The 20,952-nt window shown below is 38.0% G+C and carries 18 protein-coding genes; 10 read left to right on the top strand and 8 right to left on the bottom strand.

Translation table 11 applies throughout. The features are described 5' to 3' along the window. The first annotated feature begins 6 nt into the window (after window positions 1-6). Window positions 7-924 (top strand): gluconeogenesis factor YvcK family protein, encoded by a 918-nt coding sequence (locus tag PTQ27_RS10185; RefSeq protein WP_273748784.1) that lies wholly within the window; start codon window positions 7-9, stop codon window positions 922-924. A 55-nt stretch (window positions 925-979) separates the two neighbouring features. Here the strand turns inward: PTQ27_RS10185 and topA are convergent, their stop codons facing one another. Further along, complete coding sequence (topA, locus tag PTQ27_RS10180; protein WP_273748785.1) at window positions 980-3,586, bottom strand: type I DNA topoisomerase; 2,607 nt, start codon at window positions 3,584-3,586, stop codon at window positions 980-982. A 129-nt stretch (window positions 3,587-3,715) separates the two neighbouring features. Between topA and PTQ27_RS10175 the strand changes: the two genes are divergently transcribed. After that, the gene (locus PTQ27_RS10175; RefSeq protein WP_273748786.1) at window positions 3,716-4,606 is read left to right on the top strand and encodes a LysR family transcriptional regulator; all 891 of its coding nucleotides are present in this window, start codon (window positions 3,716-3,718) and stop codon (window positions 4,604-4,606) included. A gap of 58 nt (window positions 4,607-4,664) precedes the next feature. Here the strand turns inward: PTQ27_RS10175 and PTQ27_RS10170 are convergent, their stop codons facing one another. From PTQ27_RS10170 to PTQ27_RS10155, 4 genes are all read right to left on the bottom strand, one after another. Beyond that, entirely contained in the window at window positions 4,665-4,925 is a 261-nt protein-coding gene (locus PTQ27_RS10170) for a GlsB/YeaQ/YmgE family stress response membrane protein (protein WP_273748787.1), read from the bottom strand. A 146-nt stretch (window positions 4,926-5,071) separates the two neighbouring features. After that, window positions 5,072-6,031, bottom strand: coding sequence for an ABC transporter substrate-binding protein (locus PTQ27_RS10165; RefSeq protein ID WP_273748788.1), 960 nt, complete (start codon window positions 6,029-6,031; stop codon window positions 5,072-5,074). 189 nt (window positions 6,032-6,220) lie between these two features. Further along, complete coding sequence (locus PTQ27_RS10160; RefSeq protein WP_273748789.1) at window positions 6,221-6,628, bottom strand: ClpXP protease specificity-enhancing factor; 408 nt, start codon at window positions 6,626-6,628, stop codon at window positions 6,221-6,223. Further along, window positions 6,628-7,272: a glutathione S-transferase N-terminal domain-containing protein gene (locus PTQ27_RS10155; protein ID WP_273748790.1), complete on the bottom strand. Its 645-nt coding sequence runs from the start codon at window positions 7,270-7,272 to the stop codon at window positions 6,628-6,630. The genes PTQ27_RS10160 and PTQ27_RS10155 overlap by 1 nt, the downstream gene beginning before the upstream one ends. 222 nt (window positions 7,273-7,494) lie before the next feature. Between PTQ27_RS10155 and purE the strand changes: the two genes are divergently transcribed. From purE to purK, 3 genes are read left to right on the top strand one after another with little or no spacing between them, the layout of a single operon-like run. After that, a complete protein-coding gene (gene purE / locus PTQ27_RS10150) occupies window positions 7,495-7,992 on the top strand; it encodes a 5-(carboxyamino)imidazole ribonucleotide mutase (RefSeq protein WP_273748791.1) in 498 nt (165 codons plus the stop codon). Between the two features lie 11 nt (window positions 7,993-8,003). Then, a complete protein-coding gene (locus PTQ27_RS10145; protein ID WP_273748793.1) occupies window positions 8,004-8,969 on the top strand; it encodes an asparaginase in 966 nt (321 codons plus the stop codon). A gap of 22 nt (window positions 8,970-8,991) precedes the next feature. Continuing rightward, window positions 8,992-10,080: a 5-(carboxyamino)imidazole ribonucleotide synthase gene (gene purK, locus PTQ27_RS10140; RefSeq protein ID WP_273748794.1), complete on the top strand. Its 1,089-nt coding sequence runs from the start codon at window positions 8,992-8,994 to the stop codon at window positions 10,078-10,080. Between the two features lie 101 nt (window positions 10,081-10,181). Here the strand turns inward: purK and PTQ27_RS10135 are convergent, their stop codons facing one another. Beyond that, window positions 10,182-11,060 carry a LysR family transcriptional regulator gene (locus tag PTQ27_RS10135; protein WP_273748795.1) on the bottom strand — a complete coding sequence of 293 codons (879 nt, stop codon included), beginning with the start codon at window positions 11,058-11,060 and terminating at the stop codon, window positions 10,182-10,184. 133 nt (window positions 11,061-11,193) lie between these two features. Here PTQ27_RS10135 and PTQ27_RS10130 point away from each other — a divergent pair, with 133 nt between their 5' ends. From PTQ27_RS10130 to hcr, 5 genes are all read left to right on the top strand, one after another. Beyond that, a complete protein-coding gene (locus PTQ27_RS10130) occupies window positions 11,194-12,282 on the top strand; it encodes an alpha/beta hydrolase (protein WP_273748796.1) in 1,089 nt (362 codons plus the stop codon). Between the two features lie 57 nt (window positions 12,283-12,339). Then, window positions 12,340-12,780 (top strand): cyclophilin-like fold protein, encoded by a 441-nt coding sequence (locus PTQ27_RS10125; protein ID WP_273748797.1) that lies wholly within the window; start codon window positions 12,340-12,342, stop codon window positions 12,778-12,780. A gap of 221 nt (window positions 12,781-13,001) precedes the next feature. Next, window positions 13,002-14,087, top strand: coding sequence for a tRNA preQ1(34) S-adenosylmethionine ribosyltransferase-isomerase QueA (queA, locus tag PTQ27_RS10120; RefSeq protein ID WP_273748798.1), 1,086 nt, complete (start codon window positions 13,002-13,004; stop codon window positions 14,085-14,087). 262 nt (window positions 14,088-14,349) lie between these two features. After that, window positions 14,350-16,011, top strand: a complete 1,662-nt coding sequence (gene hcp / locus PTQ27_RS10115; RefSeq protein ID WP_273748799.1) for a hydroxylamine reductase — start codon at window positions 14,350-14,352, stop codon at window positions 16,009-16,011. 87 nt (window positions 16,012-16,098) lie between these two features. After that, the gene (hcr, locus tag PTQ27_RS10110; protein WP_273748800.1) at window positions 16,099-17,118 is read left to right on the top strand and encodes an NADH oxidoreductase; all 1,020 of its coding nucleotides are present in this window, start codon (window positions 16,099-16,101) and stop codon (window positions 17,116-17,118) included. A 71-nt stretch (window positions 17,119-17,189) separates the two neighbouring features. On the opposite strand, the gene yedE is transcribed toward hcr, so the two are convergent. Both yedE and parC read right to left on the bottom strand, forming a co-directional pair. Next, window positions 17,190-18,251 (bottom strand): YedE family putative selenium transporter, encoded by a 1,062-nt coding sequence (gene yedE, locus PTQ27_RS10105; protein WP_273748801.1) that lies wholly within the window; start codon window positions 18,249-18,251, stop codon window positions 17,190-17,192. Window positions 18,252-18,547: 296 nt separating this feature from the next. Beyond that, complete coding sequence (gene parC / locus PTQ27_RS10100; RefSeq protein ID WP_273748802.1) at window positions 18,548-20,794, bottom strand: DNA topoisomerase IV subunit A; 2,247 nt, start codon at window positions 20,792-20,794, stop codon at window positions 18,548-18,550. Window positions 20,795-20,952 lie beyond the last annotated feature (158 nt).

Below are 20,952 nucleotides of genomic sequence, written 5' to 3'. Positions count from 1 at the left end.
GTTTTAATGTCAGAATACAAAAAACCTCGCCATTCTAATCTAAATCAACTAAATTCTGTGGTTGCGTTAGGTGGTGGGCACGGGCTAGGACGTTTGTTGTCTGCCCTTGCCTTTTTAAAAGAGCGTCTAACAGGCATTGTCGCAACAACAGATAATGGAGGCTCAACAGGGCGAATTCGTTCTCAGCAAGGTGGTATTGCGTGGGGAGATTTGCGAAATTGTCTAAATCAGATTATTGCTAAGCCAACAGTTGCCTCTAACCTTTTTGAATATCGTTTTGGAGGTAGCGGAGAATTAGAAGGACATAATCTTGGCAATTTGATTTTAACCGCCTTAGAAAATATGCAGATTAGACCGCTTGAGGGAATAAATCTGGTGCGAGATTTATTACGTGTTAAGTCAAAGCTCATTCCTATGTCTGAAATGCCAGTGCATTTAATTGCACAACTAACATCCGGCAAATCTGTTTTTGGAGAAGTTGCGATTGACGCTCTGAATGAGGTACCCAATAGCTTATTACTAGACACTAATGTGCTGGCAACCCCTGAAGCTATCATTACGCTCCGTGAGGCCGAATTAATTCTATTGGGGCCTGGTAGTTTTTTTACCAGTATTATGCCAAATTTATTGGTTGCAGGAATTGCCCAAGCCATTACTGAAAGCTCAGCTCAGGTTATTTTTATTGATAATATTGGGCAAGAACACGGGCCTGCTGGAGAATTATCGCTTAATCAGCGTATTCAATGGATTGAAAATTGCATTGGTCAATCTCGTGTTAATGCCGTTATTACAACAGATGAAGAACAGGCTATACTACCCGCCAATATCAATGTATTACGACAAAATCTCTCGGCAGAAGATGTTTATTACCGTCACGACCGCAATAAATTAAGCAAAGCGATTGATTCACTCATTATTGTATAAATATAAAAAAACAAGCGGTAACATTTTTAAAAAATCTTACCGCTTGCAATATTCATTACTTAGTTCGTTCTATCCATTTTCCATCAAGGTAATCGACAATCCATTTTGTGGCTTTGCCATTTTTCTCTGAGGTAACATATTGGCGTTTTTCTTTACGACTAAAACGTACTATCGCTTCATTTCCTTCAGGATCTTGCTGTGGAGCATCGGCTAAATACTGTAGTTTTTCTGGTAAACGTTCACGGTATAATGCTAACTCCGCCACTTTCGGTGCTCGGCTTTCCCGCACTTTCGGGAAATTGTGAGCCGACATAAAGACCCCACTTGCTCCGTCACGTAATACAAAATAAGCATCAGCTTTTTCGCATTTTAATTCTGGGAAATGAATTGGATCTTCTTTAGGAGGTGCAACTTCCCCATTTTTCAAAATCTTACGAGTGTTATCACAACTTGTGCACCCCATATATTTGCCGAAACGTCCTAATTTCAAATGCATATCGGCACCGCACTTATCACATTCAACAACCGGGCCATCATAGCCTTTAATTTTAAATGAGCCTTTTTCAATAATATAGCCATCACAATTTGGATTATTTCCACAAACGTGCAATTTACGTTCAGCATCAATTACATAGCTATCCATTGCAGAATCACATTTCGGGCAACGTTTGCGAGCCATTAAGGCTTTAGCTTCTGAATCAGAATCTAAAACATTTAAAAATTCCGCTTCAGGAATCAAATTCATTGTGGTTTTGCAACGTTCTTTTGGCGGTAATGCGTAACCTGTACAACCTAAGAATACACCTGTAGAAGCAGTGCGAATTGCCATTTTTCTGCCACAAGTCGGGCAATCAATATCGGTTGGCACAATGCTATTTGGTTTCATTCCACCTTCAAGCTCATCTAATTCTGCTTGTGTTAGCTCTTCGGAGAAATGTTTAAAGAATGCATTTAATTCCTCTTTCCAATTCTTATTGCCTTCGGCAATTTGGTCGAGGACTTCTTCCATATTGGCGGTGAAATCATAGTTCATTAAATCTTTGAAGGATTCATTTAAACGATCCGTTACTACTTCACCAATTTTTTCTACATAAAAACGTTTATTTTCCGTTCTAACATAACCACGTTCTTGAATGGTTGAAATAATAGAAGCATAAGTCGAAGGGCGACCAATTTTACGCTCTTCCAATTCTGTTACTAATGAAGCTTCATTAAAACGTGCAGGCGGCTTGGTAAAATGTTGGCTTGGCACTACTTCATCTAATGTCAGTTTTTGATTGAGACTAACTGCCGGTAGCTCTTGATCTTCAGGATTTTTACCTTGCACCGGCAACACTTTTGTCCAACCATCAAAACGCATTACACGTCCATTCGCTTTTAATTCATAATCGCCTGCCGAAACCGTTAATGATGTGGAGTCATAACGAGCTGGCAACATTTGACAAGCTAAGAAACGACGCCAAATCAAATCATATAAACGCTCAGCATCTTTATCCATACCTTTTAAATCAGCCATTTTTACATTCACATCAGACGGACGAATCGCCTCGTGAGCTTCTTGTGCGTTATCTTTGCTACGATACATATTCGGTTTTTCAGGCAGATAGTTTGCCCCAAAATTCTCTTGGATATAACCACGAGCCATTCCTAACGCATCTTTGCTTAAGTTCGTTGAGTCGGTACGCATATAAGTGATATAACCTGCTTCATATAAGCGTTGGGCTAACATCATTGTCTTTTTCACACCAAAACCTAAACGGGTGCTTGCGGTACGTTGTAACGATGAAGTGATGAAAGGAGCGGCAGCACGAGAGCTGGTTTCTTTCGCTTCAATATTAGAAATAATGAATTCACTCTGCTCTAATGCTTTAACCGCTGTGTTAGCTTCAGTCTCATTTTGAGCCGAGAATTTCTTGCCTTTATAGTGCGTTAATTCAAGCGGTAGTTTTTTACGGTTAATTTGCGTATTGGCTAAGATTGTCCAAAATTCTTCACTTTGGAACGCCTTGATTTCACGCTCACGCTCCACCAATAATTTTACCGCGACAGATTGCACACGACCGGCTGATAAACCACGGGCGACCTTTTTCCACAGTAATGGCGAAACCATAAAACCCACCACTCTATCTAAAAAGCGACGGGTTTGTTGAGAATTCACTCTGTCGATATTTAATGGTTGTGGAGCTTCAAAGGCTTTTTTGATAGCGTCTTTAGTGATTTCATTAAATACCACTCGGCTAAAACGGCTTTCATCGCCACCAATAATTTCACGCAAATGCCAAGCTATTGCCTCCCCCTCTCTATCCAAGTCGGTTGCCAAATAGATATGGTCTGATTTTTTAGCGAGTGATTTGAGTTCTGAGACAACTTTCTCTTTATCCGGCATTATTTGGTAGTTTGCTTTCCAGCCATTATAAGGGTCGATCCCCATACGCTTAACCAATGCAGTACGTTCTTTTTCGGCTTTTATCTTCGCTTTTTCTTCTGCGCTCATACCTTTGGTTGAAATTGGTTTGGCTTTTTCTGCTTTTTCATCACTACCACTTTTCGGTAGATCACGAATATGCCCGACACTTGATTTCACGACATAATTGCTGCCCAAGTATTGATTAATTTTTTTTGCCTTAGCAGGAGACTCCACAATAACAAGTGATTTGCCCATAATTTATTACCTAATTTTTAATAATTATCTTAAATAACGTGAAATTATTTCTTTTTGAGTTGATTTTTTCACACACTATTTTTACGATAGCAAGCCTACCATCAAATTACAATATAAAGAAGAGAGAAAATGGACAAACTAAACGCAATCAGTTTATTTTGCAAAGTAATAGAGACTCAAAGTTTCACGCAAGCGGCTCAACAAGCCCAAATTTCTCTACCAATGGCAAGTAAACTTGTTGCTCAATTAGAAGAACACCTCAATGTGCGTTTATTACAACGAACAACCCGAAAAATAACACCTACTGAGGCAGGACTCCTTTACTATCAACACTGCTTACCTATATTAAATGAATTAAAAGAAGCAGACGCTAGTGTGAGTAATATCAGCTCGACTTTGCAAGGTAAAATTACAATGTCTGTGCCAATGGATTTCGGCTCTCGCTTTATTGCCCCTTATTTAGGGAGGTTTATGGAAGACTACCCTAACCTAGAGCTCCATATTGAATTTAGTGATCGCCGAGTTGATGTTATTGCGGAAGGTTTTGATTTGGTGCTACGCATTGGAAGCCTTGCCGATAGCTCTATTGTCGCCAAAAAGATTGCCGATTCACATTTAGTACTAGCTGCCTCTCCTACATATTTAAAAAAATTTGGTGAACCTAAAAATTTAGATAAGCTAACCAAAACAGATTGTTTGCTTTATGAAAACCATACCCAATGGAAATTTATGCAAAACGGGCAGAAATATAACGTCAAACCAGAAGGAAAAATTTATAGTAATAATGGTTATGCTTTAGTGCAAATGGCAAAAGCGGGATTTGGGATTATCAATATTCCTAAATTTCTAATAAAAGAAGAACTGAATAGTGGTGAACTGGTGCCAATTATGCCGTTTTTAGAACAGGAAACACTGCAGATCAGCTTACTTTATCCGAACCGCCGCTATCTTTCCCCAAAAGTACGCGTGTTAATTGATTTCTTCTCACAACTGATGCAAGAACAACAACCTTATCTATAACATAAAATAAGGCATTATTTTGGGTTAAATAATGCCTTTATTTGTAATGTTATTCACTTTAACTAACAAGTTTTAATTTTCTTAAAATAAAAATTAATATAATTGCACCTAATACTCCAAAAAAGATGCCAATAACATTAAATTGACCAGCTGCATAGGCAGAGCCAATTCCCATTAGATCACCAAACACCCAACGACCTAAAGAAGAGCCAATAATTCCAATGATAATATTTAAGCATAAGCCAGTATTGCTTTTCATTGCTATTGAAGCAAGCCAACCAATTAATCCACCAATAATAATGGCTGCGATCCATTCCATAATAGACTCCTTACGAGTTTAGGTTATTCACACTATCAATTAAAATTTGATAGGCTTTCACTTTACTATATAAAAATGGATAATACAAATTAGGGTGTGTTGCCGTTTCACTACAAACCTCAACACACCCTATTATTTATACCGTTTTAGAAAGTTTCTTTAGCTTCTTTTAGTAAACTTTCTGGCACGTCAATACCTAACTCTTTTGCTGTTTTGGTATTAATAGATAATTCCATTTGGCTCACTTCTTGAGTTGGAATGCTACCAGCTTTCTCGCCTCTTAACACACGGGCCGCACTTTTACCTGTTGCCACGCCAATATCGTATTGGTTTACCGCATAAGCTGCAACGGCACCACGTTGAACCGTATCTCTATCTGCCGCAATCACTGGGATTTTTGCCTCTAATGCGGCTTTATGTAATGCTTCATAAGCCGAAACCACCGCATTATCTTCTGAAATATAGATGGCCTGCACTTTACCATTTAAGCTACGGGCTGCCGTGCCAATATCTGCACTGCGTTGAACCGCAACTGGCACAACATTTAAGCCTTGTTTTTCAGCTTCTTGTTTTAATTCCTCTAATACGATTGCAGAATTTACTTCACCAGCACTATAAACATAACCAACCGCCTTTAATTCCGGCACTAATTTTTTAATTAGAGCGACTTGTGGTGCGATTGGTTTATGATCTGAAATCCCCATCACATTCGTGCCTGATGGCTCCCAAGATTTCACTAATTTTGCCGCCACAGGGTCTGTTACCCCTGAAAAGACAATCGGAATAGAACGAGTAGCAGCCACAACAGGTTGAGCTGAAGGTGTAGTAATTGGGATAATAATATCTGCTTTATCACCTACAAATTTACGTGCGATCTGAGCAGCTGTCGCAGTACTGCCTTGTGCTGATTGATAGTCAATTTTAATATTTTTGCCATCAACAAAACCTTCTCTTGCTAACTCTTCAATCACCCCTTTACGAATAGAGTCTAATGCAGGGTGCTCAACGATTGCAGTAATGGCAACATTTTGAATTTTATCTTGAGCAAAAGTAGTAATAGAAAAAGCACTTAATAATGTAACTAATAATGTTTGACGAAATTTCATAAATCGCTCCTAAGCCAAAAAGTAAATGTACTATTATAATAGTACAAATTAACTAAAAGATAAGCAATTTATACAAGAAGTGCAAGCAGTATTTTTGATTATTTAAAGAAAAACAAACAAACGGTTAAATTTTGAACAATTTTTGCAAATTATCAAGAAAATTTAACCGCTTGAATGTAATAAGAAAAACTATTTAACTAGCTTTAAAGTAGATGTTTTTTTCACTTTTGCTTTTGCAGATTTTTCTGATGCACCCGTTCGAGCTTGATAAGCCTCTACACTGTAATATTCTTCAGCTTGAAACATAATGCCATCACCTGTTTCTTGAGCATAAATGGCTTCCATTGCCGCAAAAGGAATATAAATATCTCTTAGCATTCCCTGAAAGCGAGCACTAAAACTAATATATTCTTCAGCAACAATATATTGCCCAATAGAACGAGAAGAAATATTTAAAATAATTTTCCCTTCTTTTACGAATTCTGTAGGAACATCTACATCAGGGAATTGTGCATTAACTAAAAGATAAGGTGTATTATCGTTATCAACAATCCAATTATAATAGGCATTGTAAAGATAAGGTCTTAATGGTTTCATTACTCTTTGTCATCCAATAAATGTTTTGGTGCTTCGCCACCAATCGATTGAATAAAACTATCACGTTGAGAAACTCGAGTCATATAAGCATTAATTGGTTTTGCACTAGCTCCACTGAATTTCACACCTAATACTTGCATACGCCACAGTAACGGTGCGATGTAGCAATCTACAAGGCTAAAATCTTCACTCATAAAATAAGGCTTATCTGCAAAAACAGGAGCTAGAGCCAATACATCTTCTTTTAACTGTGCTAATGCTTTTTTACCCTCTACTGACTCAGGATCTTTATTCACTAAATCAATTTGCGAATACCAATCTTGTTCAATACGGTACATATTTAAACGATATTGACCACGAAAAACCGGATAAACAGGCATTAATGGTGGGTGTGGAAAACGCTCATCTAAATATTCCATAATGATACGAGGATTAAATAAAACCAGTTCACGATCAACTAATGTCGGGATATTGCCATAAGGATTTAATTCTAATAAATCTTCAGAAATGCTACCTAGCACAGCGTTCTCAATTTCATAAGGTACTCCTTTTTCGGCTAAAACAATACGTACTTGATGGCTATATATATCATTTTTATCTGAAAAAAGAGTCATTACTGAACGCTTGTTTATACTACTCGTCATTTATATCTCCGATGATTAAATTAAAAAAATAAACTAATTGGTAATTGTATCATATTTTAACCAATAGATAACAGACCTAAATGCTGTTTTATCAAAGATAAATAATAGAAAAGCGTTTCAAATAAAAAAATAAAATTAACACTATACACATAAAGCAAACGTTTGCTTTATGTGTTAAACTACAATTTATTTTACATATCAATAAGAATATAGGAATTAAATATGACTCAACACGTCAATATCGCCATTGTTATGGGGTCTAAAAGTGACTGGGCAACAATGTCTGAAGCAGCTCAAATTTTAGATGAAATGGGATTAGCCTATCACGTAGAAGTCGTTTCGGCTCATCGAACACCGGATAAACTCTTCTCATTTGCCGAAAATGCACAAAAAAACGGATATAAAGTTATTATTGCCGGTGCCGGTGGTGCGGCTCATTTACCTGGTATGATTGCTGCAAAAACAATTGTTCCTGTTTTAGGCGTTCCGGTTAAAAGCTCTATGCTAAGCGGGGTGGATAGTCTATACTCTATTGTGCAAATGCCAAAAGGAATTCCTGTTGGTACACTTGCGATTGGCCCAGCTGGGGCAGCTAATGCAGGCCTATTAGCCGCACAAATTTTAGCGGCATTTAACCCTGAAATTGCAGAAAAATTGCAGGCATTTCGCCAAGCTCAAACCCAGACGGTGTTAGATAACCCAGATCCTCGAATTGAATAATCAGTTTTAAAATGTCTAAAAGTTTATTAATTCTTCACACAGGTGGCACAATTTCGATGAAAGAAGGCGAAAATGGCAAAGTGTCACCTTCAACTGAAAACCCTTTACTTGCAGCGTTAGAACGCTTAAACCCCCCTGCTAAACTTAGCCAAGAATCGTTATTTAATGTGCCTTCGCCACATATTAATATTGAACATTGGAAATTACTAAAAGCAAGAATTGAAACCGCAGTCAATCAAGAAGGCTTTGATGGTATTGTTATTACACACGGTACAGATACGCTCGAAGAAACCTCTTATTTTCTAGATTTGGCTCTACAAGTCAATGTACCCATCGCTATTACCGGAGCTATGCGTTCCAGTAATGAATTAGGTGCAGATGGTTTAATTAACCTGCAAAGTGCAATTTTAGTCGCATTAAGTGAAGAAAGCCGTGATAAAGGTGTGCTAGTTGTAATGAATGATGAAATTCACCACGCTAAATTTGTTACTAAAACTCATACTACTAACGTTGCAACCTTCCAAACACCAACCTTTGGGCCTTGTGGCTTAGTCACAAAAGAATCGGTAATTTTCTTCCAAAAATTAACCGCTTACGAACGTTTTCCAATTAATACTCTTACACAGTCCAATGTTCAACTCATTAAATCTTATGCCGGAATGGACAGTTTTTTACTTGAACAACTGGCACAAGCTCGTTGTGATGGTGTAGTAATTGAAGCTTTAGGGGCTGGCAACCTTCCGCCAAGTTGCTTAGCAGGTGTGGAATCTCTCTTACAAGCCAATATTCCCGTTGTGATTGTTTCACGTGCCTTTAATGGTATTACCCAAGATGTATATGACTACCTCGGCGGCGGAAAACAGCTAAAACAGCAAGGTGCAATTTTTACCAAAGGATTAAGTGGGCAAAAAGCTCGCATTAAATTGATGGTATTGCTCAATCAACAGTTAGAAAAACCATTAGCCGATTATTTTTAATCTTCACTTTGAGAATAGAAAAATGCAAAAAAGTGCAATCTACCCTCCCATTTATGTATTAGGTAACGGACAACTTGGCAGAATGTTACGCTATGCCGGTGCACCGCTTGATATTGAAGTCAAACCACTTGCGTTTGATGCCCCTGTTTTTGATATTGAACCTAACAGCATTATTACCGCTGAAATTGAGCGTTGGGCTGATACCCCATTAACGCAACTACTAGGCAACCATAAAAACTTTGTCAATTTGAATGTATTTGGTAAGTTAGCAGATCGTTTCACGCAAAAATCGCTGCTCGATGAGTTAAATCTTTCTACCTCGCCTTGGCAATTAGTCGAAAATGCAAACCAATGGCAAGATATTTTTCAAAACATTGGCGAAAAAGTGGTGGTAAAACGTCGCACAGGTGGTTATGACGGACGAGGGCAATGGATTGTTACGGCTGATTCAGTCAATCAAATTAGTGATGACCTATTTGGCGAAGTAATTGCAGAAAAATTTATTCCATTTGATGGTGAAATTTCAGTTGTTGGGGCTAGATTCCGTGATGGCTCAACGCGTTTCTACCCAATTTCTCATAATTTACAGCAAAATGGGATTTTGCGTTATTCTGTTTCAGATACAAATTTACCCAACCAAGCTATTTACCAACAACAAGCCGAACAAATGCTAAGTGCGGTAATGCAAAAACTTGAATATGTTGGCGTGATGGCAATGGAATGTTTTATTGTCGGCGACAAGCTACTTATTAACGAACTTGCCCCACGAGTGCATAACAGCGGGCACTGGACACAACTCGGTTGCTCAATTAGCCAATTTGAGCTGCATTTACGTGCGTTACTCGATTTACCAACACCTGAGCTAAAACAAATTGCTCCAAGTGTGATGGTTAATTTAATCGGAATTGAACACTCAAACCAATGGCTAAATGTGCCATTTTCACAACTACATTGGTATGGTAAAGAAGTACGAGCAGGAAGAAAAGTTGGGCATATTAACCTAACACACCCAGATAAAAACACGCTTATCACACTGCTTGAACAATTAAGACCAAACCTCACAGAAGATTTCAATTCAGGCTTAGATTGGGCAATCTATAAATTAAAATAAGCGGTCAAATTTTTAAAAATTTTTGCAAATTTACTGCTTTGCCTAATTTCCTTGTTACGCTGGCACGAGTGCTCCACTCGTGCCAAAAAACTTGTCGGAAATTACACTTTTAGATTATCAATAACTACTCTCAAAGCAGGCGAAATATTGCGATGTGGATAGTACAAATAAAGTGCAGGTAAAGATAAACAAAACGGCTGTAACACGCTAATCAGTTCACCTGTTGCTAATTCACTTTGCACCAAACTTTGGGGCAAATAAGCTAACCCTAATCCCTTTAAACACGCAGTTTTAATGGCATTATCATCATTACATACAAACTGAGCAGACGGTGTAATTTTGACTGTTTGTCCTTTCTCAACTAATTCCCATTCATATAATTTACCTGTACTCATCACATAACCTATGCTTGGAAATCTGCTTAATTCATTTATCGATTTGATAAATCCATAGTGCTCAAATAAAGTAGGCGACCCTACCATACACATTTTTATCGGCTGACTGATTTTTACTGCAATCATCATCTCATTAACATCATCGCCTAATCGTACACCGGCATCAAAACCTTGGCTAATAATATCTACAAACTGATTCTCCGCATGAAACTCAAGCACAATTTCAGGATATTGTTCTTTAAAATGAGCCAACCGAGGAATAAGTATATCTTGGACAATCTGCAAGCCAGCTGTAACCTTAATTTTACCTGTAGGCATCTCACGATAATGAGCGAGACGATCAAGCCCATTATTCAGGTTATCAAAACTTTTTTGAGCAGTGATAAAAAGTTGCTCTCCTGCTTGGGTTAATGCTACGGTACGAGTTGTTCGATTAAAAAGTTGCAATCCAAGCCGTTTTTCAAGCAGGCGAATGGTTTTAGAAAGAGCTGAGGGAGATATTCCTAATTCCTGAGCAGCACGGGTAAAATTCTTTTCTTGAGCAACCAACCAAAAAGCATATAAGTCGTTATAGTTTTCTCTCATTATCTTTCTTTTTTTCTAAACATTGTGAACCTGTGGTTCAAATTCTATCAACTTTTTGCTCTATTATCAGTTTATTTTTGATTTCATATAATAAATATCAAGAATTTGAGATATTTCTACAGGAGTTATATTGATGAAATTAAAAAGCTTATCTACCGCACTTTTAACCACTTTTTTAGGAGTTAATACGATGGCAAATGCATTACCAACATCTGCAACACAGATAAATATTCCAGCACAAACAATTAATCTTACCCAAGAATGGGATAAAATTTTCCCTAAATCCGATTTAGTTGAGCACCGTAAAGTGACCTTTAAAAACCGCTTTGGTATTACTTTGGTCGGTGATCTTTATATACCTAAAAATGCTTCAGGAAATATGCCTGCTATTGCAGTAAGCGGACCTTTTGGAGCAGTGAAAGAACAGGTTTCAGGGCTGTACGCTCAGACATTGGCAGAACGGGGATTTGTTACGCTTGCTTTTGACGGTTCGTATAGCGGCGAAAGTTCAGGCTTACCGAGAAATATGCCTAGCCCTGAAATCTATACCGAAGACTTTTCTGCCGCAGTCGATTTTTTAGGTAATCTTGATAATGCCAATCAAAGCAATATCGGTATTTTAGGTATCTGTGGTTGGGGTGGTTTTGCCTTAAATTCAGCTATTCTAGACACCCGTATTAAAGCGGTTGCAACTAGTACGATGTACGATATGACTCGAGTAACAGCCAACGGTTATAACGATTCATTAGATGCCGATGCTCGCTATAAAATGAAACAGGATATTAATCAGATTCGTTTTTCAGCAGCTCAAAAAGATTATACGGAACTGTTGCCGCCAAATAACCTTCGAGCCAAAGATTTCAAAGCTGATACTCCACAATTTATTAAAGAGTATTCTGATTTTTATACAACCCAACGCGGTTTCCACATAAGATCAGCAAACTCAAACCCTGAAGGCTCTTGGGCAACAACAGGATTTTTGGGATTGATTAATATGCCAATTCTACAATATGCCAAAGAAATGCGTACACCAACCCTGATCGTACACGGCGAAAATGCCCATAGCCGTTATTTCAGTGAAGATGCTTTTAAAGCACTAGGTAATGCTGATAAAGAACTGTATATCGTCCCTGATGCTACTCACGTCGATTTATATGACAATCAAGCGGGCAAAATTCCGTTTGATAAGTTCGAACAGTTTTTTAAAACTAATTTGAAATAGACAAGCTACCGTCTGAACGCATATAACTTTCAGACGGAATTTTTAGCAAATAGCCCTATGAAATATATATTAATTTTAGCCACATTAGCTACGGCAAGCTGTTATGCTATACAAGAACAAAAAACACTGACTATGAATATACAACAGAACATCGTAAAGTTGAGTGTTAATCAACAATCATTTGACTTAATGCTAGAAAATAATGATACTGCCCGAGCCTTCGCTCATTTGCTACCATTAGATTTGACGATGCAAGATCATTTGAAAAATGAAAAATTTTCGACTTTACCCCAAGCTTTACCGAGCAATGACAAACGAGCTGGGTATATAGAAGCAGGCGATGTTATGCTATTCCAAGATAATACATTAGTGATTTTTTATGAAAATTTTAATAGTAATTACTACTACACTAGAATAGGTACAATTACCAAAACAGAACAATTAAAACAGCTTTTAGGCAACGCCCATATTCAAGTGAGAATTGAGAAAGATAATTAAGCTAATACATCATATCTCTCGAGAACTGAAATATCCCCCCCCCCGATAGCGCCAGCGTCCACGCTGGTGCTTGATTAGCTTTAGGCACAAGCGGTTAATTTACTACCAAATTTTGCAAATTATTAAATATAATTTACCGCTTGTAAAACTCTCCCCTGCCTCTATCAGCCATTTTATGCTATCATTCCCGCCATTTTGACAAGATAAACAAAGGATATTTCGTGTTAGTTTCAGACTTTCATTTTGACCTACCTGATGAACTGATTGCTCGTTACCCAACGGCTGAACGTTCTGCAAGCCGTTTGTTGCATTTAAACGGGGAAACAGGAACAATTGCTGACCAACAATTTACCGATTTATATCATCATATCAATGAAGGCGATTTGCTGATTTTTAATAACACCCGTGTGATTCCTGCCCGTTTATATGGCAGAAAACCAAGTGGTGGTAAAGTTGAGGCATTAGTTGAGCGAGTGTTAGATGAGCATCGTTGCCTAGCCCACGTTAAAGCCTCAAAAGCACCTAAAGAAGGAGCTGAATTAATTTTTGGGGAAGATAAACTCGGCGAAGGTAACGGCTTTACGGCAACGATGGTTGCTCGCCACGATACGTTATTTGAATTAGCATTTAATGCCGAGCAATCATTATTCGATTTATTACAACAAGCAGGACATATGCCTCTGCCTCCTTACATTGACCGCCCTGATGAAGATGCCGATCAAGAGCGTTACCAAACCGTTTATAGCAAAGTGCTTGGTGCGGTGGCTGCCCCAACGGCAGGGTTACATTTTGATAATGCCATGTTAGAAAAATTGAAAGCGAAAGGGGTTGATACGGCTTTTGTAACGCTTCACGTTGGGGCTGGCACATTCCAACCTGTGCGTGTTGAAACCATTGAAGATCATAAAATGCACGCAGAATATGCCGAAGTAAGCCAAGAAGTTGTGGATAAAATCTTAGCCACTAAAGCAAAAGGCAAACGTGTAATTGCGGTGGGTACCACTTCTGTTCGTTCAGTTGAAAGTGCGGCTGAGGCAGCTAAAAAAGAAGGAAAATTGATTGCTCCGTTTTTTTCTGACACCTCTATTTTCCTCTACCCCGGCAAAACATTTAATGTAGTAGATGCGTTGGTAACAAACTTCCATCTGCCTGAATCTACTCTCATTATGCTAGTTTCTGCTTTTGCGGGTTATAAAAACACTATGAATGCTTATGCTCACGCTGTGAAAGAGAAATATCGTTTCTTTAGCTATGGCGATGCAATGTTTATCAATAAAAACCCAAATGCGTTAAACGACATCCCATAAATCATTTTGTTTAGAAGGTGAGCAATGCTCGCCTTTTTCTTATCTTCAAATTTTATTAAGAATAATTCTTAATAAAAACAATAAGTTAATTACTACCTAAGAATAAGTAATTCACTTGAACTAAATCAAACTTTTGTGATTTTTACTAAAATCTTCCTTTTTATTCTGTTTTCTAGCTTTTATTATTAGCTCAACTTAAAACCTACTATTTTAGTAGGTTATTGAGAGTTGTTTTTATTTAAATTTAATTTGGAGTGATTTTATGTATTGCGTTCAATGTGAACAAACAATGGTTACCCCAGTGGGCAACGGTTGTAGCTTTTCTCAGGGTATGTGTGGAAAAACAGCGGAAACTTCAGACTTACAAGATCTTCTGATTGCTACTCTTCATAGTTTATCAGCTTGGGCATTAAAGGCTCGTGAATTTAATATTATTAATCTTGAGGCGGACGCATTTGCCCCTCGTGCATTTTTTGCAACTTTAACGAATGTAAACTTTGATTCGGCAAGAATTGTAGGCTATGCACAGCAAGCTCTTGTTTACCGTAACGAATTAATCAAAGCGATTAATGAAGTTACACCAAATACGAATATTGATCATCCACTTGCTCATATTGAGTTAAAAGGCATTTCGATTGACCAATTAGCTGAACAAGCAAAAGAATTTGCCTTAGATGTCGATCGTGCAGAAATTGGCGAAGAAGCTCACGGTGTACGTTTATTATGCTTATACGGCTTAAAAGGTGCAGCCGCTTACCTTGAACACGCTTATGTATTAGATAAATTCGATAGTGAAATCCACACGGAATATCACGAATTTATGTCTTGGTTAGGTACTCAGCCAAGCGATTTAAATGAATTACTTGAAAAAGCATTAGCTATTGGTGCGATGAACTTTAAAGTAATGGCATTATTAGATGCGGGCGAAACAGAACATTTTGGTAACCCGGTGCCAGCTTCGGTAAATATCCGCCCTGTAAAAGGTAAATGTATTTTAATTTCAGGTCACGATTTAAAAGATCTTAAAGAGCTTTTAGAACAAACTGAAGGAAAAGGTATTAACATTTATACTCACGGTGAAATGTTACCGGCTCACGGTTATCCAGAGCTTAAAAAATATAAGCATTTAGTAGGTAACTATGGTTCTGGCTGGCAAAATCAGCAAAAAGAATTTGCCCGCTTCCCTGGCTCTATCATTATGACGTCAAACTGTATGATCGACCCAAATGTTGGGAATTATGCAGATCGTATCTTCACTCGTAATATAGTTGGTTGGCCAGGTGTAACTCATTTAGATGATCACGACTTCTCGCCTGCTATCGAAAAAGCATTAGCTTGTGATGGTTTCCCATATACTGAATTAGAACATTACATTACTGTTGGTTTTGGTCGTAAAACATTAGTTGATGCTTCTGATGCCGTTATTGATTTAGTAAAAGCCGGTAAATTAAGCCATGTGTTCGTAATTGGTGGTTGTGATGGCGATAAAGAAGAACGTCACTACTACACAGACTTAGCTTATGCACTACCGAAAGATACAGCAGTTTTAACCCTTGGTTGTGGTAAATATCGTTTCAATAAATTAGATTTCGGTACTATTGATGGCGGTTTACCTCGCCTATTAGATGCGGGACAATGTAACGATACCTATTCAGCAATTATGCTTGCGGTAACCCTTTCGCAAAAACTGGGTATCGGCTTAAATGAATTACCACTGTCTATCGTGCTTTCTTGGTTTGAACAAAAGGCGATTATCGTATTATTAACTCTGTTAGCATTAGGCGTAAAAAACGTGTATTCAGGCCCAAGTAAACCTGCATTCTTAAATGATAATGTAATGGCTCTATTACACGAAAAATTTGGTTTAAGTGGCTTAACAACACCAGAACAAGATTTTGGGCACATTATCAATAAAAAAGCTTAATCATTAGTTAATAACAAGCGGTTATTTTTGTTTGAAAATTTGCAAAATTTTAACTAAAAACAACCGCTTGCTAGAAGGAATTTTAAAATGGCAAATACAAATAAAAATCCATTATGTATCAATGAATTACAAGTTCATTCAATTATAAAAGAAGCACCAGGTGTGACTACCGTTAATTTTATTGCTCAAGATTTCTACCCTTACCAAGCTGGGCAATATGCATTAGTAAGCATTAAAAACACACCTCACATTACTCGTGCTTATTCATTATCTTCAACACCAGGGCAAAGCCGTTTTGTTACAATTACAGTGCGTGAAATTGAAGGTGGCGTCGGTTCTAGCTGGCTTAATAATGATGTTAAGGTAGGCGATCAAGTTTGGTTTTCTGACCCAATGGGTGAATTTTCTTGCCAACAGGTCATTGCAGACAATTATCTATTAGTGGGTGCGGGCAGTGGTGTTACACCAATTATGTCAATGGCTCGTTGGTTGTTAAATAATCGTCCTGAAACCAATGTGACTGTTATTCACAGTGTACACTCCCCTAATGATGTGATTTTCAAACAAGAATGGGCTGAGCTTAAAGCACAATTCCCTCGTTTAAATCTTGTTATAAATGCTTCTGTTGATGCGACTGAGGGTTTTGAATCAGGTCGTATTAGCCAAGAAATTATTCGCAAAGCGGTGCCCAATATTGCTGACTACACGGTTATGACTTGTGGCCCTCAAGCGTATATGGACGCTTTAAAAGAGATTGTGTTATCACTAGGTGTATCAGAAGATCGTTTCTTTACTGAAGCATTTTTTGATACTGCTTTAGCAAGCGAAATCAGCTCAGATGAAAAAACAACTTTAACTATTAATGGTGTATCTCAAATTAAAGCTGAAGTGCCAGTTGGTATGACGCTACTTTCAGCATTAGAAGCTCAAGAGCAAGCGGTTGTTTCTGGTTGTCGTACCGGTTTATGCGGCTTATGTAAAACACAGGTAACGGGTGGAGAATATGAAGTGGTTAAAACAGGTGATTTAACCCCTGAAGAAATTGCCCAAGGCTACGTATTAGCTTGTAGCTGTCGTGTAAAAGCAGATGTTTCTGTAAATATCTAATTACAAAGAGCTAGCGTAAAACTAGCTCTTTCTTTTTATCAACGCATTCTATAAGTTGTTACTCAATTTGCTTAACTCACCTTACGAGTCAGTCCAATCCAAATACAGAATACAAAACCTATTGCTAATGCGTAAGGTGTTGCGGAATTGATACCCGCTCCTGATGCAGCAATATTAAATTGATGTGCAGCACCGCCACCTAATAACATTCCTAGCACAAAAATAGCGGAATCATTATCGCCTTCGCCAATATGAACTAAATGCTTACCTGGGCAACCGCCGCCTAATGAAAAACATAATCCACAAAGCACCATTCCTAAAAAGCTCCAGAAATGTTGAGTATGAGCGATAGGTTGGCTTTCAAAACCGAATTTAAATTGCCCTAAAACAAGATTGGTTATGGTAGCAAAAACAACGGTTGCAATAACACCATTTAATAAACTCATATCTCGAGATAAAATCACATTACGAAATGCCCCTATAGAACAAAAACGTGATTTTTGCATTACCACACCAATTAGTAACCCTGCCCCTAAAGATAGCCATAAGCTAGCTTGTTGAGAGCCTGGCCCTTTTTCGGAAAAATGAATCGGTAAGCCTTCTCCAAAACTAAATCGGGTAAGTAGCAAAACAAATAAAATAATTGTAATAATAATACCGATTATGCCTACCCCTGTTGATTGTGTTTTTGCTCGCCCTAATGAAAAGCCTTTTTTAACAAAAAAGAGAGAAATAACAATACCAACAAAAAGCCCGACAATCCCAGCTAAACTAGTTAAATCCCCTCCGCCTAAACGTAAATAGGCTCGCCAAGGGCAACCTAAAAATGTTAATGCCCCAAACATCGCAAAAAAGCCGAGCAATAAACGGGTTAATGGGGAAGATCCCCCTCTCGGGCGAAAATCTTTCGTAAAAAAGATTGCACTTAATAATGCACCAAATACCAACCCGATAAGCTCTGGGCGAATATATTGTAATGGTGCAGCAGAATGTAGCCCTACGGCACCTGCCGTATCACGCAAAAAGCAGGCTGCACAAAAGCCCATATTGGCAGGGTTACCATTATAACTAAGTAAAGGGGCAACAATGCCTAACACAGAGCCTGCTAAAACCGGCCAAGAAAGCAGTTTCATACGGACTCCTGTTGATGTTGAGAAAAAGTTGAAAGGTAAAAATAAGGCAGGTCTAGTGATCTTGATGGAGATTCAAGCATCACGCTGACCAGCGCTGATGGTTTGAAAATCATATTAACTCCTTAATAACGGCGAAATGCCATTTTTATTATAGCGAATAATATGCTAATCAACTGTGATTAATGTCACAAAATATGATTTTGATTTTCCATCTTAGTGCTTATAATTTTATATAGTTCTAAAATCAAAACTCCCCCTTTAAATATTTAAGGGGGAGCTTTGATATTGTGATAATGCTATTCAATAATTTCTACTGTAGAATTTATACTCAAGCCTCTTACAAGTTGGGAGCCTTTTCTTGCTCGCTCACCACGGTAATTATCTATATCACTTGGCTTAAGGGTAATTTTACGCTTACCGGAAACAAAAACTAATGAATTCGTTGGCTTAATTACCAATAATCGAGCGAGGTATTCATCACCAGATTTTGCAGCCGCAGCAGAAATATTAATGATTTTATTCCCTTTCCCTTTGGATAATTCAGGAAGTTCACTGACTGGGAATACTAACATTCTACCCACATTACTCATCGCAACCAGCGATAAATCCTCCCCATTTTCAAGTAACTTCGGCGGTAATACTTTTGCATTTTCGGTTAAAGAAATAACCGCTTTCCCTGCTTTATTACGAGAAACCAGATCGTCAAACGTGCAAATAAAACCATAACCAGAATCAGATGCCATTAAGATTTTCGTCTCAGCATTTGCCATTAATACTTGCTGAACCGTTGCTCCTTCCGGTAACGTAATTTTACCTGTTAGCGGTTCGCCTTGCGAACGAGCCGATGGTAGTGTGGTTGGTTCTAAAGCATAAGCTCTACCTGTGCTATCTAAAAACACAACGGGCTGATTACTTCTACCCCGTGCGTGAGCCAGATAACCATCGCCCGCACGGTAACTTAATGCTTCAACATCAATATCGTGCCCTTTTGCACAACGTACCCAACCTTTTTCAGATAGAATTACGGTAACATCTTCTGCTGGTGTTAAATCACTTTCTGAGATTGCTTTTGCCTCTGCTCGTTCAATTAATGGCGAACGACGAGGGCTGGCAAAGGTTTTTGCATCGGCTTGAATTTCTTTCTTAATTAAAGTGTTTAAGCGACGCTCAGAACCTAAAATCAGTTGTAGTTCATCTCGTTCTTTTTCAAGTTCTGATTTTTCTGCCTGTAATTGATGTTCTTCTAATTTGGCTAAATGACGTAAACGTAAATTTAAAATGGCTTCCGCTTGTTGTTCACTTAAATTAAAACGAGCCATTAATTCAGTTTTCGGCTCATCTTCATTACGAATGATCTCAATCACTTCATCAATATTTAAAAAGGCAATCATCAAACCTTCTAAAATATGCAAGCGGTTTAAAATTTTATTCAAACGGTAATTTAAACGACGAGTGACGGTTGTACGACGGAACATCAACCATTCGGTTAAAATAGTATGTAGATTTTTAACCGCAGGCTTGCCATCTAGCCCAATCATATTCATATTGGCACGGTAGCTTTTTTCAAGATCTGTCGTAGCAAATAGATGATCCATTAACGCTTCAAAATCAATACGATTTGAACGAGGTGCAATCACTAAGCGGATTGGATTTTCGTGATCAGATTCATCTCGAATATCATCAACCATTGGCAATTTTTTATTACGCATTTGGGCCGCAATTTGCTCAATAATTTTTGAAGGCGATGCTTGATGTGGAAGTGCAGAAATAACGATCTCCCCTTCTTCTTTCTTCCATACTGCACGCATTTTAATTGAACCACGACCTTGCTCATACATTTTGGCAATATCTGCTTTTGGTGTAACAATTTCTGCCTCAGTCGGATAATCAGGGCCTTGAACCACCGTTAAAATGTCGTCTAAGGTGGCTTTTGGATTATCTAGCAACATAACACTTGCATCAGCTAATTCATTAATATTATGTGGCGGAATATCCGTTGCCATACCGACTGCGATTCCCATTGTACCGTTAAGCAAAATATGAGGAAGTCGAGCAGGCAAATACTTCGGTTCTTCTAATGAGCCATCAAAATTCGGTTGATAATCAACCGTGCCTTGCCCTAGTTCTCCAAGTAACACTTCTGCAATTTTAGACAATTTTGATTCTGTATAACGCATTGCTGCAAAAGATTTCGGATCATCAGGTGCCCCCCAGTTCCCTTGTCCATCAACTAAAGGGTAACGATAAGAGAACGGCTGAGCCATTAAAACCATCGCCTCGTAACAAGCACTGTCGCCGTGAGGGTGGAATTTACCTAAAACATCCCCGACAGTACGAGCAGATTTTTTATATTTGGCAGAGGCATTTAAGCCTAATTCAGACATTGCATAAATAATTCGACGTTGTACCGGTTTCAAGCCATCACCAATAAATGGTAATGCTCTATCCATAATTACATACATTGAATAATTGAGATAAGCATCTTCGGTAAAACGCTTAATTGGCATTTGCTCAATGCCTTCATAATTGATTTCTGTGGTCATTTTATTAAATTTATATAAGTAATTCTTTTATAAAAACAGGCTTATTTTCTACGATTTAGACCATTTAGTCCAGCTTGAAACGTTTTGCTGAATTCATATTAAAATTTGGGGCTAATTTATTTCTCCATTTTTATTTGATTTTTGCTAGAATAGCGAGA

Origin of the sequence: Mannheimia cairinae, from assembly GCF_028649535.1 — a bacterium.
Classification (GTDB): Bacteria; Pseudomonadota; Gammaproteobacteria; order Enterobacterales; family Pasteurellaceae; genus Mannheimia; species Mannheimia cairinae.
The sequence above is the reverse complement of the archived record's forward strand: the minus strand, read 5'-3'. Positions and strand labels throughout refer to the sequence as shown.

Coding starts and splice junctions, on each gene's coding strand:
- PTQ27_RS10185 (WP_273748784.1), top strand. CDS start 7: ATGTCAGAATACAAAAAACCTCGCCATTCTAATCTAAATCAACTAAAT.
- topA (WP_273748785.1), bottom strand. CDS start 3,586: ATGGGCAAATCACTTGTTATTGTGGAGTCTCCTGCTAAGGCAAAAAAA.
- PTQ27_RS10175 (WP_273748786.1), top strand. CDS start 3,716: ATGGACAAACTAAACGCAATCAGTTTATTTTGCAAAGTAATAGAGACT.
- PTQ27_RS10170 (WP_273748787.1), bottom strand. CDS start 4,925: ATGGAATGGATCGCAGCCATTATTATTGGTGGATTAATTGGTTGGCTT.
- PTQ27_RS10165 (WP_273748788.1), bottom strand. CDS start 6,031: ATGAAATTTCGTCAAACATTATTAGTTACATTATTAAGTGCTTTTTCT.
- PTQ27_RS10160 (WP_273748789.1), bottom strand. CDS start 6,628: ATGAAACCATTAAGACCTTATCTTTACAATGCCTATTATAATTGGATT.
- PTQ27_RS10155 (WP_273748790.1), bottom strand. CDS start 7,272: ATGACGAGTAGTATAAACAAGCGTTCAGTAATGACTCTTTTTTCAGAT.
- purE (WP_273748791.1), top strand. CDS start 7,495: ATGACTCAACACGTCAATATCGCCATTGTTATGGGGTCTAAAAGTGAC.
- PTQ27_RS10145 (WP_273748793.1), top strand. CDS start 8,004: ATGTCTAAAAGTTTATTAATTCTTCACACAGGTGGCACAATTTCGATG.
- purK (WP_273748794.1), top strand. CDS start 8,992: ATGCAAAAAAGTGCAATCTACCCTCCCATTTATGTATTAGGTAACGGA.
- PTQ27_RS10135 (WP_273748795.1), bottom strand. CDS start 11,060: ATGAGAGAAAACTATAACGACTTATATGCTTTTTGGTTGGTTGCTCAA.
- PTQ27_RS10130 (WP_273748796.1), top strand. CDS start 11,194: ATGAAATTAAAAAGCTTATCTACCGCACTTTTAACCACTTTTTTAGGA.
- PTQ27_RS10125 (WP_273748797.1), top strand. CDS start 12,340: ATGAAATATATATTAATTTTAGCCACATTAGCTACGGCAAGCTGTTAT.
- hcp (WP_273748799.1), top strand. CDS start 14,350: ATGTATTGCGTTCAATGTGAACAAACAATGGTTACCCCAGTGGGCAAC.
- hcr (WP_273748800.1), top strand. CDS start 16,099: ATGGCAAATACAAATAAAAATCCATTATGTATCAATGAATTACAAGTT.
- yedE (WP_273748801.1), bottom strand. CDS start 18,251: ATGAAACTGCTTTCTTGGCCGGTTTTAGCAGGCTCTGTGTTAGGCATT.
- parC (WP_273748802.1), bottom strand. CDS start 20,794: ATGACCACAGAAATCAATTATGAAGGCATTGAGCAAATGCCAATTAAG.